General features: G+C 62.9%; 13 protein-coding genes. 5 read left to right on the top strand and 8 right to left on the bottom strand.

Going from position 1 to position 12,338, the window contains the following annotated elements; all coding sequences use genetic code 11:
* Window positions 1-32: 32 nt before the first annotated feature.
* The gene (locus INT40_RS10720) at window positions 33-1,445 is read left to right on the top strand and encodes an amino acid permease (RefSeq protein ID WP_257930246.1); all 1,413 of its coding nucleotides are present in this window, start codon (window positions 33-35) and stop codon (window positions 1,443-1,445) included.
* Here the strand turns inward: INT40_RS10720 and INT40_RS10715 are convergent.
* From INT40_RS10715 to INT40_RS10700, 4 genes are all read right to left on the bottom strand, one after another.
* The gene (locus tag INT40_RS10715) at window positions 1,415-2,161 is read right to left on the bottom strand and encodes a hypothetical protein (protein WP_193096064.1); all 747 of its coding nucleotides are present in this window, start codon (window positions 2,159-2,161) and stop codon (window positions 1,415-1,417) included. The two genes, INT40_RS10720 and INT40_RS10715, sit on opposite strands and share 31 nt — an antisense overlap.
* Window positions 2,162-2,423: 262 nt before the next feature.
* On the bottom strand, window positions 2,424-2,948 hold the full coding sequence (gene ispF, locus INT40_RS10710) for a 2-C-methyl-D-erythritol 2,4-cyclodiphosphate synthase (RefSeq protein WP_101574382.1): 525 nt from the start codon (window positions 2,946-2,948) through the stop codon (window positions 2,424-2,426).
* Window positions 2,945-3,802, bottom strand: coding sequence for an IspD/TarI family cytidylyltransferase (locus tag INT40_RS10705; RefSeq protein WP_101574389.1), 858 nt, complete (start codon window positions 3,800-3,802; stop codon window positions 2,945-2,947). The genes ispF and INT40_RS10705 overlap by 4 nt, the downstream gene beginning before the upstream one ends.
* 11 nt (window positions 3,803-3,813) lie before the next feature.
* Window positions 3,814-4,296: a CarD family transcriptional regulator gene (locus tag INT40_RS10700; protein WP_009883639.1), complete on the bottom strand. Its 483-nt coding sequence runs from the start codon at window positions 4,294-4,296 to the stop codon at window positions 3,814-3,816.
* 350 nt (window positions 4,297-4,646) lie between these two features.
* On the opposite strand from INT40_RS10700, the gene INT40_RS10695 reads away from it, so the two are divergent.
* A complete protein-coding gene (locus tag INT40_RS10695; protein WP_193096063.1) occupies window positions 4,647-5,228 on the top strand; it encodes a hypothetical protein in 582 nt (193 codons plus the stop codon).
* Between the two features lie 163 nt (window positions 5,229-5,391).
* Here the strand turns inward: INT40_RS10695 and INT40_RS10690 are convergent, their stop codons facing one another.
* Both INT40_RS10690 and INT40_RS10685 read right to left on the bottom strand, forming a co-directional pair.
* Window positions 5,392-6,075 (bottom strand): response regulator transcription factor, encoded by a 684-nt coding sequence (locus tag INT40_RS10690; RefSeq protein WP_101573962.1) that lies wholly within the window; start codon window positions 6,073-6,075, stop codon window positions 5,392-5,394.
* Window positions 6,072-7,418: a sensor histidine kinase gene (locus INT40_RS10685; RefSeq protein ID WP_319020857.1), complete on the bottom strand. Its 1,347-nt coding sequence runs from the start codon at window positions 7,416-7,418 to the stop codon at window positions 6,072-6,074. The genes INT40_RS10690 and INT40_RS10685 overlap by 4 nt, the downstream gene beginning before the upstream one ends.
* 250 nt (window positions 7,419-7,668) lie before the next feature.
* On the opposite strand from INT40_RS10685, the gene phoU reads away from it, so the two are divergent.
* Window positions 7,669-8,331, top strand: coding sequence for a phosphate signaling complex protein PhoU (phoU, locus tag INT40_RS10680; RefSeq protein ID WP_101573960.1), 663 nt, complete (start codon window positions 7,669-7,671; stop codon window positions 8,329-8,331).
* Window positions 8,332-8,341: 10 nt separating this feature from the next.
* Here the strand turns inward: phoU and INT40_RS10675 are convergent, their stop codons facing one another.
* Complete coding sequence (locus INT40_RS10675; protein ID WP_193096062.1) at window positions 8,342-9,292, bottom strand: EamA family transporter; 951 nt, start codon at window positions 9,290-9,292, stop codon at window positions 8,342-8,344.
* Window positions 9,293-9,363: 71 nt separating this feature from the next.
* Here INT40_RS10675 and INT40_RS10670 point away from each other — a divergent pair, with 71 nt between their 5' ends.
* Window positions 9,364-10,308 (top strand): LysR family transcriptional regulator, encoded by a 945-nt coding sequence (locus INT40_RS10670; protein ID WP_193096061.1) that lies wholly within the window; start codon window positions 9,364-9,366, stop codon window positions 10,306-10,308.
* An 8-nt stretch (window positions 10,309-10,316) separates the two neighbouring features.
* Here the strand turns inward: INT40_RS10670 and INT40_RS10665 are convergent, their stop codons facing one another.
* The gene (locus INT40_RS10665; protein WP_193096060.1) at window positions 10,317-11,060 is read right to left on the bottom strand and encodes a phosphoglyceromutase; all 744 of its coding nucleotides are present in this window, start codon (window positions 11,058-11,060) and stop codon (window positions 10,317-10,319) included.
* Between the two features lie 196 nt (window positions 11,061-11,256).
* Here INT40_RS10665 and INT40_RS10660 point away from each other — a divergent pair, with 196 nt between their 5' ends.
* Window positions 11,257-12,336: a bile acid:sodium symporter family protein gene (locus INT40_RS10660; RefSeq protein WP_193071224.1), complete on the top strand. Its 1,080-nt coding sequence runs from the start codon at window positions 11,257-11,259 to the stop codon at window positions 12,334-12,336.
* Window positions 12,337-12,338: the final 2 nt, after the last annotated feature.

Genomic DNA, 12,338 nt, shown 5'->3' with positions numbered 1-12,338 from the left:
GAGAGATCGAGCACGGGCGCTAGACTCATCTGGTGCCTGAATCTCAATCACCACAGTCCCCTGTACCCGCAGACTCATCATCGGGTGCGCTGACACCTAAAGCGTCCCGGGGCGGTTCTGGCCTCAAGGTCGGAATGAAGCCCCGCCACCTGGTCATGATGAGCCTCGGGTCGGCAATCGGAGCCGGCCTGTTCGTGGGCTCGGGAGCCGGTGTCCAGGCGGCCGGACCCGCCGTCCTCATCTCCTATGTGGTGGCCGGGCTCATCGTCATCTTCGTCATGCGCGCCCTCGGAGAGCTCGTGGCCGCCGATCCGAATCCGGGCGCATTCTCCCACTATGCCGGCCGAGCCATGGGCCCAGCGGCAGCCTTCGCCGTCGGCGCCCTGTGGTGGGTCCAACTCTGCCTCGTCGTTGCCGCAGAGGCCACGGCCGCAGCACAGATCGCGGCCAGCTACGTGCCATCGATCCCACAGTGGGTGATCGCCTTGGCCATTATGGTCGTCTTCACCGCTGTCAACCTCACCACTTCGGGCAGCTTCGGAGAGTTCGAGTTCTGGTTCTCCCTCATCAAGGTCGCCTTCGTGACTCTGTTCCTCGTCCTCGGCGCCGCGTACGTGTTCGGTTGGACTCCTGCAGACCCACCGGCGGCGGTCTTCACCGACGGATTCATGCCCACCGGCCTGCCCGGTGTCGCAGCCGGACTTCTCGTCGTGGCGTTCGCCTTCGGCGGCATCGAAATCGTAGCGGTTGCTGCGGCCGAGACCGCCAACCCGAGCCGAAGCGTGACACAGGCGATCAAAACCATCGTGTGGCGCATCCTGTTCCTCTACATCGGTTCTGTGGCGATCATCGTCCTCGTCCTCAATTGGAAGGACGAACGGCTGAGCGAGTCACCCTTCGTCGCGGTCCTCGACACCGCAGGTCTTCCCGTCGTCGCCTCGCTGCTGGCTGCAGTCATCGTCATCGCCCTGCTGTCTTCGATGAACGCCAACATCTACGGGGCTTCCAGAATGGCGTTCTCCATGTCCGATCGGAAGATGCTGCCGGCGGGACTGGGGCGCGCGACCAAACGCGGCGTTCCGATGGCAGCGGTGCTGGCCACCTCGGCGTTCGGATTCGTGGCAGTGGGACTGAACTACTTCTGGGCCGCCGAGGTGCTCAGAGTTCTCCTCAACGTCGTCGGTTCAACGCTCATCGTCACCTGGGTCGTGACGCTGGTGTCCCAGATCATCATCCGGCGCCGTGCCGAAGCCGCCGGCGAGGAACTGCCCTTGAAGATGTGGCTCTTCCCCTGGCTGTCATATGTGACGCTCGCGGGCATCGCCATGATCATCATCCTCGGTCTGACCGTGGAATCCGTGCGCATCCAGATACTCGGCACACTGATCTTCACGGCAGCGCTCTACGGGATCGGCTACTTGGTCACGCGCAAGCGCAAGGACTGAGCCAGTTCACGCAGGGCCGCCATATCGCGCACGGCCCCCGGTTCACGCAGGGCCGGGTGCTCTGACCTCGCCGAGGTTGGAGCCCGTCTCGCTGCTCGTCTGATCCACCCCTCGAGCATGTCCAGTGTCTGGCCCTCGTGGCGTCCGAAGTGTCGGCCCGCGTACTGGCTGACGTCGATGGGTACACATCGTTCCAAAGTGTCGAGGACGAGGCGGGCGGCTCGTGCCGACATCGGCAGCCGGATACCGATGGCGGCATTCACCGCTTCCGAGGCTGCCTGCGTAGGTCGACGCAGGTGCGATTCCAGCGCAGCCCAGTTTCCCTCACGAACACTCAGTTCGGCGACATAGGGAATGAACACTGCCGGCGAAGCCGAGATCATAACGCCCGGAACACCGACGATGAGGCCACCGAGCTCGCGGCGCAGTGCTGCCACGGTTTCCCGTCGGCCGCTGGCCATGAACACCGGTGTTCCGGGCGGATGCCAGTAACGGACGTTTCGGCCCGTGGTCCGTTCTGACAGGAGTGCTGGGGAGAAGATCAGAATCTCAGACTCGGGGAACATCGATGCGGCAATGTCCCGGTCACCGTCGACCTGGCTGGTGAGCGCGATGATAGGCGGGCTGAGAGCGACGATCGACGCGGCGACCGAATCGTCGAGGTCACCCGGCCGAGTCGTGAGCACCATCAGGTCCCACGATTCCAAACTCGCCACGGCCCAGTCAATGGCGCTGACTCGTCGCACGGACCCGCGCCCGAAGGACCTCACCCGTCGAGGGTATGCGGCGCCTCGGGTTGGCAGTGAGTCTCGGGTTGGCGGTGTGTCTCTGGTTGGCACTGTGTCTCGAGTCGGCAGTGTGTCTCTGGTCGAACTCACCGACCGTGAGACAACGACCGTTTCGTGCCGGTGGCCGAACAGTGCGGCGGCTGCGATGCCGATCGCTCCGGCGCCTTGGAACACGACCTTCATTCTGAGGTCACCGGTGCATCGGCGCTGCCGTCGACGCGTCGGCGCGCGCGACAGAATAGACAAGAGCATTCGCGATGGCCGCGACACCCTCGCCGCGTCCGGTCAGACCGAGACCATCGGTCGTTGTCCCGGACACAGACACCTCGGCGCCAGCTGCCTCCGACAGCGCCCGTTGGGCATCGTTCCGCCTGGTGCCGATCTTCGGACGATTGCCGAGGACTTGGACGGAGATATTGCCGATCTCGAAACCTGCGGCACGGACTTGACGTGCCGCCTCTGCGAGGAGAGCGGCCCCGGAGGCACCGGCGAACTCGGGCCGGTCGACGCCGAAATGCTGACCCAGATCGCCGATGCCCGCGGCGGAGAACAGCGCATCACAGCAGGCATGGGCGGCTACGTCGGAATCGGAGTGGCCCTCGAGTCCGCGTTCGCCAGGCCATTTCAGTCCTGCAACCCAGAGCTCGCGAGTGGGGTCCTCGGAGTACGCATGTACGTCCACTCCGATACCGGTGCGCGGAATCACCATGGTCATCGTTGCTGCCCTCTTTCGCTCGTTGTCCCGTCGCGCTTCGCAGCGTCGCAGGTCTCTTCGTCGCGCTTCTTTGCAATGTGCTCACCGAGAACGAGGTCGAGCGGGTACGTGATCTTCAGTGCTTCCTCGTCACCATCAACGGCGACCACATCGACGCCGAGGTGCTCGACGAGTCCCGCGTCATCCGTGGCCACCGGCGACCCAGGACCTCCAGCAGCCCGATCGTCTTCGTACTTCTCGTGTGCTCGACGCAAGGTGCCTGCGGCGAAACCCTGTGGGGTTTGAACTCGACGCAGGATCGAGCGGTCGAGATCACCGTGGAGAACCTCAACGGTTGGCAGGTTCTGGCCGAATTCGGCTCCGGAATCGACCCGAACTTGCCATCCGTCTGCGTCTGCCCGACGTGTCTCCACGCGACGGACGGTGTCGGCCATGGGCAGGACGGGAACGACCGCCTCGGCACCGGCACGGACAGCCGCGACCACACGACGGAAGACATCGGGAGGTGTCAGAGCACGTGCGGCATCGTGGACCAGCACAATGTCTGCGTCACCTGAATATTTCAAGGCTAGTTGCACAGATTCTATTCGATCATTCCCACCCGCTACAGCCGTGATTCGAATATCCGAAACACTGCTTTTCGCATTTTTGGGCCGCGATTCTGAAATGGAATCGATTTCTCTGCGGGCACTCATTAAAAACTCCTCGGGAGCGGCAACCACAATTGTGGAAGCAACTCCCGAGGAGATGATCGTCTCAAGACTGCGAGCCAGAAGGCTCTTCCCGTTCAGCCGAACGAGGGCCTTCGGTTCTGCACTGCCCAAGCGTGATCCCGACCCTGCGGCCGGAACGATGACGCAGGTACTCAGGACGCGAGCACTTCGTCGAGGATGGCCTCGGCTTCGGATTCCTCTTTCTTCTCGGCCAATGCGAGTTCGGAAACGAGGATCTGTCGAGCCTTGGACAACATGCGCTTCTCGCCAGTCGACAGGCCGCGGTCCTGCTCGCGACGCCACAGGTCACGAACGACTTCGGCGACCTTGATCACGTCACCGGACTGCAGCTTCTCAAGATTCGCCTTGTAGCGGCGAGACCAGTTCGTGGGTTCCTCGACGAATTCGGCGCGGAGGACGTTGAAGACCTTCTCGACACCTTCTTCACCGACGACATCTCGCACACCGACGAGGTCGCAGTTCTCCGCAGGAACCTCGATCACTAGATCGCCATGGGCGACCTGGAGCTTGAGGTACAGTTTCTCCTCACCTTTAATGGTTCGTTTTTTGATATCTTGGATTGTCGCTGCACCGTGATGTGGATAGACAACTGTGTCGCCGACCTCGAAACTCATAATCTCTTCAAACCCCTTTCGCGGACTTCCAGTTTACCATGAGGCGCGCCACAGAAATCGTTCAGGCTGCGGATTCCTCGTGCTAGGCTCCGCTGCGCGGTTTTGCGTCCAGCACCTCATCTCGGACGATGCCGGGTTTCCCGCGTCCGTAACCGTCGCACCAGGATCCGTAACCGCACCCGCCCACGTCCGTACCCGCATCACCAGGACCGGGCGCTATCGAAGTCCCCTTTCTGAGAACCTGCTCGGCCCCGCTCCAAGAATCTGCTCGGTCTCACTCCGGGTTCTACGGCCGGTCAAAAACCGGGTAGTATACAGATTGATCTTGTATTGCCACTTCAAGGAGCAAAATGAAACGGCACAACCGCGCGGCACTCGCAGTTGCCGCACTCGCTCTCGTCATCCCAGTCAGCGGATGTGCAAGCCTGCTGTCGCCCCACCAGACCGCCGACTACACCTACAACGCAGGCGACGGTGCATGGGCATCTGTCGGAGACGTCGAGGTTCGCGGTCTGATGCTGATCATGGATGAGACCGGCGAAGGCCCTGCCCAGCTGTTCTTCACGCTCATCAACAAGGGCGACTCCACTGCTTCGGTGTCTCTGGACGTCGACGGACAGAAGACCACAGAGTCGGTCAAGGCCGGCGAAACGTTCGTCCAGGACCCGCAGAGTTCAGCGACGTCGTCGAAGAAGCCCATCATCGTGGACGGACTCAAGGCGAAGCCCGGCGACCTGGCCGACATCACCGTCAAGGTCGGCGGTGACGAGAAGACCGTCCAGACTCAGGTCCTGTCCAATACTCTGCCGTACTACGAAGAGTACATACCAGACAAGAAGAAGTCGGATTCGCCCAGCGAGAGCGGCCAGCCCAGCGAGGGCGCATCAGCTTCCGCTGAGCAGAGCGAGTCAGCCACCAGCGCCAACGGCTGAACCCAGCCCCACGAGAGCTGAGAACTTCAAGGAGCCGCCCACATGATGTGGGCGGCTCCTTCTGTCTCACCTGATCGTTGCCTCTTGGCCCTGATCTCCCGAGAGGATCAAGCATCCAGGGAAGTTCAGCCTTCCTGAGGACGCCCAGCCTTCCCGAGGATGCTCAGGCTTCAAACTTGTAGCCCAGTCCTCGCACGGTTGTGAGCAGACGCGGCTCCGATGGGTTCTGCTCGACCTTGGCACGCAGACGTTTGACGTGAACGTCGAGGGTCTTCGTATCGCCCACGTAGTCCTCTCCCCAGATCCGATCGATGAGTTGGCCGCGTGTCATGACTCGACCGGAGTTTCGGATGAGGATCTCGAGCAGCTCGAACTCCTTCAGCGGCATCGACAGCTCTTCGCCGCGGACGCTGACGACGTGACGTTCGACATCGATGCGCACTCCCCCGGCTTCGAGCACCGACTCGTCATCGAAGGCTTCGGATTCGACATTGCGTCGCAGCACCGCTCGTACCCGGGCCAGCAGCTCACGCGAGGAGTAGGGCTTGGTCACATAGTCGTCTGCGCCGAGCTCGAGCCCCACCACCTTGTCGATCTCCGAGTCCTTTGCCGTGAGCATGATGATCGGCACACTGGACTTCGCGCGCAGCTCTCGGCACACCTCGGTGCCGGAGACTCCCGGCAGCATGAGGTCGAGGAGAACGAGGTCGGCGCCCTTGCGGTCGAACTCTGCAAGAGCCTTCAAACCGTCATCGGCAACTGTCACCTCATATCCTTCTTTACCGAGCAGATACGACAGGGGATCCGAGAACGAATCCTCGTCCTCGACAAGCAGAATTCGAGTCACGTTGTGAGCTTCCTTTGTTCGCTTCCGGTGTTCAGAACCTGGGGTGTCTCATTCTCCACTGCGCGGTCGCCCGTGTCGTCGACAGCGTCTTCTTCGGTGACATCATCGGCACCGGACTCGGATTCGGGTATGGCCCGCTCCACGGCATCGGCATCCGCCCGCGCCGAGTGCTCGAGCAGGACCCCATCGGGCGCCGAGGAGGATGCTTCGTCATCGGAGACGGTGCCTGCCAGCGGCAGCACGATGGTGAAGGTCGAGCCCTTGCCGAGGCGGCTCCAGACCTTCACCTGTCCGCCGTGGGTGGCGACGATGTGCTTGACGATGCTCAGCCCCAGGCCAGTTCCACCCGTGATACGCGAGCGTGCCGGATCCACGCGGTAGAACCGTTCGAAGACCCTCTCCGTGTCCTGGGTGGAGAGACCGATTCCCTGATCGGCCACGGAGATCTCGACGCGTTCGTCGACGAGTTCGACGCCGACGCCGATGCGAGTGCCGTCGGGTGAGTAGTTGATGGCATTGTCGATGAGGTTGCGCACCGCATTGACGAGAAGTTCGTAGTTGCCCTCGATGAGCATCCTGCCCGGAGGCGAGACCTCGATGTGGATGTTCTTGCCTTCGGCACGGGTGCGGGCACGGTCAGCGGCATCATCGACCACCTCGGCGGCGGAGATCTTCTCCGTCGCAGACGGGGCCGTGTGGTCCTGGACGCGGGACAGGTCGATGATCTCCTGCACCAGCTGAGTCAGCCGCTTCGACTCCCGCTGCATGCGTCCGCCGAAGCGTTCGACGGCCTCCGGATCATCGGAGAAGTCGGTGACCGCCTCGGCGAGGAGAGACATCGCACCGATCGGAGTTTTGAGTTCATGGGAGACGTTGGCGACGAAATCACGTCGGATGGAGTCCACGCGCTTGGACTCTGTCTGGTCGTCACAGAGGACGAGCACGAAGGCGGTGCCCAGGGGCGCGACCCGCGCATGGAGGAAACGAAGAATCGAATCGGTCTGTTCGCGCTTCTGTTCGAGGTCGATCTCTTCGATGAGACCTCTGGACCGGACCCGACCGACCATGCGCAGCATTTCGGGAGACGCGAGGGAATGCCCTCTGACCAGGCCGAACGTGTAGGCGGCAGGGGATGCTTTGACCACGTCATCGCCGGCGTCGAGAACGATCGCGGCCGAGGGCAGCACGGCCAGAACCTCAGCGATGCCCTCCGGGAGGTCGTCTTCGGAATGCAGATCGGCAGCATCACGGGAGCGTTCGCTGAAACGAAACGCCAGAATTCCCGCTATGCCCAGTCCCAGACCGACAATGCCGGTCAGGACCGCTACGATCAAGAGGTCCACGGCATCAAGCTTATGCGCTGTCCGCTTCGCAGGTGCACCGATTCGGGCCCAGAGCGTCGGTTTTGCCGAGGAATTCACCTCCACGTCAGATAACGTTCACCCACTGGTGTCAGGCTGAGTCAGTGTGCCTGCCCCGATGGGGCAGGCGTCCTGATGGGGCAAGCGCCCCGATCGGACGACTGTCCGCCCCGGGGCGATACGAGGCACGTCAGTCTTGCAAGTGATCCATGAGATTAAGGAACCGTTGTCAATGCGCGAAGTCTTCAGAAATGAGCTGGACGACCTGGCCACACAGCTGGTCGACATGTCCGTCAAGGTACACGAGGCGATGCGCCTGGCGAACCAGTCCCTGCGCAACAACGATCTTGAGCTGGCCGAAAAGGTGATCGAAGCCGACGCCGTGATCGACCATATGCAGTTCGCTCTCGACCAGCAGGCCGCCGAGATACTGGCTCTGCAGGCACCCGTCGCCGCAGATCTGCGCGCGGTCATCGGCTCCCTGCGCATGTCCGCTTCCCTCGAGCGCATGGGCGACCTGGCTCGCCACATCGCTCAACAGGTGCGCATCCGCTACCCGGAGTCAGCGATCCCCGAGCACTTCGCCGACACCTTCACCCGGATGGGCGAATCGGGAGAGAAGATCGCCGAGGCGACGGAGAACCTGCTGTCGAACCCGGGACTGCAGGCCGTGCCCACGATCAACGCAATCGATGAAGAGCTCGACGAACTGCATCTGAGCATCTTCGCCAAGCTGGCTGAGGCTCCCGCCGGTTCGCTGGCACCTCGCCACATCGCCGATGTCACCCTGCTCTCACGCTATTACGAGCGTTTCGGCGACCATGCTGTGTCCGTGTCCCAGAAGGTCGAATACCTGCTCACCGGCAACTGGGAACCCTACCTGTCGAAGAAGTGACATAGCCGCATCAGCCCGAGGCCGAGGAAAGTTCGACCTCGGGCTCTTCGCTGACGATCACCTTCCGTGAGCGCCGAATCCTGCTGGTGAGGCTGCGCGCGATGGTCTTCAGCACTCCTGTCGTGACCGCGACGCCCAGGAGCAGGAGAGCGCCGCCGATGAGCTCGGGCACTGTGGGACGGTCACCGAGGACGAGCCACGCAGAGAGCACACCGACCAGCGGGACGAGCAGCGAGAACGGCGCCACCTGGGAGGTCGGGAACCGCGCGAGCAGCGAGTTCCAGATGACATAGCCGATGAGTGAGGCGCAGCCGGCGGTGTAGACGACCGAGGCCACGACACCCCAGGTGGGGTGCGTCAGTGCATGGGCCACCTCGGCGGGGCCATCGAGGAACACCGAGAGCACGAACATCGGAACCGGGACGACGAGTGCCGACCACACGGTCATCTGCACACCATTGGTCCCCTCCTTCACCCCGCGGGCGATGACGTTGCCGACCGCCCACGACATAGAGGCGCCGAGGGCGACGAGGAAGGCCGCGATCGGGACGGAGGCCTGCAGGCTGAGGCCGATGACACCCAGCCCGGAGAGCCCGATGATGATGCCGACGATCTGTCGCCGGTTCGGGATCTCACGCAGCGCGAGCGCGGCGACGAGGACGGTGAATGCCGCCTGGATCTGAATGACGATCGAAGTCAGCCCCGCCGGAAGACCGAGGGACATCGATGTGTAGAGCAGACCGAACTGCCCCGCGGACATGAAGACGCCGATGAGCAGAACGCGACGGAAGTCCCCACGCGGGAACTTCACGAAGAAGATCGCGGGGATGACGACGAAGGTGAAGCGGGCTGCGACGAGGAGCAGCGGCGGCCAGTCACGCAGGCCGAAGTCGATGAAGATGAAGTTGACACCCCAGAGGACGACGACGAGCAGGGCGAGGATGTAATGGACGGGACGCATGCTTCCAGGATCTCAGCTCAGACATCAAAATTCTATTGAACATAAGTCCCTGGTTTCGTTAAACTATTTTGATGATCGATGTTCTCGCCCTGCGTACCCTCGTCGTCTTGGACTCAGTCGGCTCAGTCACGGCGACAGCGGAGGCCCTGGGCTACACCTCGGCGGCCATCAGCCACCAGCTGCAGAAGCTCTCCCGGTATATCGGGGCGCCCGTGACCGAGCGCACCGGACGTGGAATCGCACTGACCCCCATGGGGCGTGAGCTCAGCCGTCGCGGCACCCAGCTGCTGCAGGAGCTCGAGAGCCTCGAGACCGATGCTCGGGCAAGATCGGGAGAACCGCGTGGACGGATCACCGTAGGCGGGTTCTCGACCGGCATCCGCGGAGTATTGGTGCCGTCGCTGCCGCGGCTGAAGACCACAGCACCTGAACTGTCGATCACCAACATCGAAGAGGAACCCGACGAACTCATCGACATGGTCACGGCCGGCCGGATCGACGCCTCTCTGATCTTCGACTGGCGGGAATCCTTGCCCCTCGTGCCGTCGACATTGAACTCCGAACTCATCGCCGTAGATCGTGCCGATATCGTCATGCACCGGGACCACCATCTGGCCTCACGGTCGAAGGTGACCCGCCGAGACCTCCTCGACGAGGTCTTCGTCTCGGCACCACGCAACGGCGTATGTCACCGCTGGCTCACCGCACTCTTCGACCCGCTCAACGCCGAACCGCGGATCGAATATTGGGCCATGGAGTATGACACTCAGATCGAGTTCGCACGGGCGGTCGGAGCCTTGGCCCTCGTACCCAGGCTGGGCCGACCGCACCTGCCAGAAGACGTCGCTGTCGTCGAGCTCGACGATCCCAGCATCGCCCGCTGGATCTATCTCGTATGGCGATCATCGATGAGCGCCTCCCCGGCGATCGCACTCCTCCTGAAGGAGATGAGGTCGGTCGTCGAGGAGGCACCCGATAGCGCTGGCTCGGCACCCGGTGGTGCAGGTTCTCGTTGAGGTCAGCCTCAGCGGCCCTGGTTGGCGACCTGACCGATCGCGGCCTCGGCGGCAGCAGGATCAAGGTATGTGCCACCGGGCTTGACCGGAGTGAAGTCCTCGGTCAGCTCATAGTGCAACGGGATACCGGTGGGAATGTTGAGGCCGGTGATATCGGCATCGGAGATCCCGTCGAGGTGCTTGACGAGTGCCCGCAGCGAATTGCCGTGAGCGACGACGAGCACGGTGCGTCCGACGGTGAGTTCGGGGACGAGCCGGTCGTACCAGTACGGCAGGAGACGATCGATGACATCGGCCAGACATTCCGTACGAGGCAGAGAATCGCCGAGGTTGGCGTAGCGAGGATCTCCGGCCTGTGAGAATTCGGAGGCATCGCCGAGTGCCGGCGGCGGAGTGTCGAAGGAGCGACGCCAGGTCATGAACTGCTCCTCGCCGAACTTCTCGCGGATCTCCTTCTTATCCTTGCCCTGCAGCGCACCGTAGTGGCGTTCGTTGAGTCGCCAGCTGCGATGGACGTCGAGCCAGGAGAGGTCGGCGGCCTCGAGCGCCAGGTTCGAGGTGAGGATGGCCCGCTTGAGGCGGGAGGTGTATACGACATCGGGGATGAGGTCGGCCTCGCGCAGGAGCTCACCGGCCCGCTGGCCCTCTGCTCGGCCCTTGTCTGTCAGGGGCACGTCGACCCAACCGGTGAACAGATTCTTCTGGTTCCATTCGCTCTCGCCGTGGCGCAGCAGGATGAGGTTATGCGTCATGGCACCATTTTTGCACGACAGCACCTCCGTGCACAGACTCGCCCACGGACCGACCGTCTCGGCGGCTGACCGGCAGAGGACGAGCCAGCTGCTCGGCAAACGGCAGGCCACCTCACCGGCAGCGAATAGCATCGAGACGTTTCTCACTATTCGACATATCGTCTTGGCATCCGAAATGCACGGCTAACCTGAACTCATGCCCGAATCACCGACGCCACCACCATCCGGCCCACAGCATACTCCGAGCCCGCACTCGCACTCGCACTCGAGGCAGACTCCGTCGCCAGCTCAACAGCCGAGCTCCGACCGCAGTTCGATCATCGCTGTCACCGCACTGCCGGTTCTCGTCGTCCTCGCGGGAGTGTTCGGGTTCTTCTCCCCCGACACGTTCACGCCGTTGGCACCCACAATCACGTGGAGCCTCGGCGTCGTCATGTTCTTCATGGGGCTGACGCTGACCCTGCCCGACTTCGCCAGGATCGCGAAGAAGCCGTGGATCGCGGCGCTGGGTGTCGTCACGCAATTCATCGCGATGCCGCTGCTCGGTCTCCTCGTCGTCACGCTGTTCAATCTGCCGGCCGAGATAGCCGTCGGTGTCATCCTCGTCGGCTGTGCCCCCGGCGGCACCGCATCGAACGTCGTCACCTATCTGGCCAAGGGCGATACCGCGCTGTCCGTGTCGATCACGACGTTGTCGACCCTGCTCGCTCCGGTGCTGACTCCCCTGCTGACCCTGTGGCTGGCAGGCTCCTATATGGATGTGCCGTTCTGGTCGATGTTCGTCTCGATCTGCCAAACGGTGCTCGTGCCCGTCATCGTCGGTGTCCTGGTGCGGCTTGTGGCCTCGAAGCTCGTCGACGTGATCTCACCCGTCCTGCCCTGGTTGGCATCGGTCGCCATCGCCTACATCGTCGCGATCGTCGTGGCCGGATCTGCCGACTCCATCGCCTCGGCCGGACTCCTTGTCCTTCTGGCGGTCATCACCCACAACGTCCTGGGACTGGGCATCGGCTACGGTGTCGCGACCGCCTGCCGGTTGGACACCCCGACCCGGCGCGCGCTCTCATTCGAGGTCGGTCTGCAGAACTCCGGCCTCGCCTCCACCTTGGCGACGACGTATTTCTCCCCCTTGGCGGCTCTTCCCGGCGCCGTGTTCAGCGTCTGGCACAACGTCTCCGGCGCACTTCTGGCTTCACTGTTCGCACGTCGCCCCTACGGTAAGCCACCCCGTGAGCAGGTCGCCGCGAATGCTCGTGCACAGGAGTCGGTGCGGTGACC

Origin of the sequence: Brevibacterium sp. FME17 (genome assembly GCF_014897515.1) — a bacterium.
Lineage (GTDB): Bacteria > Actinomycetota > Actinomycetes > Actinomycetales > Brevibacteriaceae > Brevibacterium.
Note: the sequence above shows the minus strand (reverse complement) of the source record. Positions and strands in the feature narration are given on the sequence as shown.

Excerpts from the sequence above, each read along its gene's own strand:
- ispF (WP_101574382.1), bottom strand. The coding sequence starts at position 2,948 with ATGACCATGGTGATTCCGCGCACCGGTATCGGAGTGGACGTACATGCG.
- INT40_RS10700 (WP_009883639.1), bottom strand. The coding sequence starts at position 4,296 with ATGAGTTTCGAGGTCGGCGACACAGTTGTCTATCCACATCACGGTGCA.
- INT40_RS10695 (WP_193096063.1), top strand. The coding sequence starts at position 4,647 with ATGAAACGGCACAACCGCGCGGCACTCGCAGTTGCCGCACTCGCTCTC.
- phoU (WP_101573960.1), top strand. The coding sequence starts at position 7,669 with ATGCGCGAAGTCTTCAGAAATGAGCTGGACGACCTGGCCACACAGCTG.
- INT40_RS10675 (WP_193096062.1), bottom strand. The coding sequence starts at position 9,292 with ATGCGTCCCGTCCATTACATCCTCGCCCTGCTCGTCGTCGTCCTCTGG.
- INT40_RS10670 (WP_193096061.1), top strand. The coding sequence starts at position 9,364 with ATGATCGATGTTCTCGCCCTGCGTACCCTCGTCGTCTTGGACTCAGTC.
- INT40_RS10665 (WP_193096060.1), bottom strand. The coding sequence starts at position 11,060 with ATGACGCATAACCTCATCCTGCTGCGCCACGGCGAGAGCGAATGGAAC.
- INT40_RS10660 (WP_193071224.1), top strand. The coding sequence starts at position 11,257 with ATGCCCGAATCACCGACGCCACCACCATCCGGCCCACAGCATACTCCG.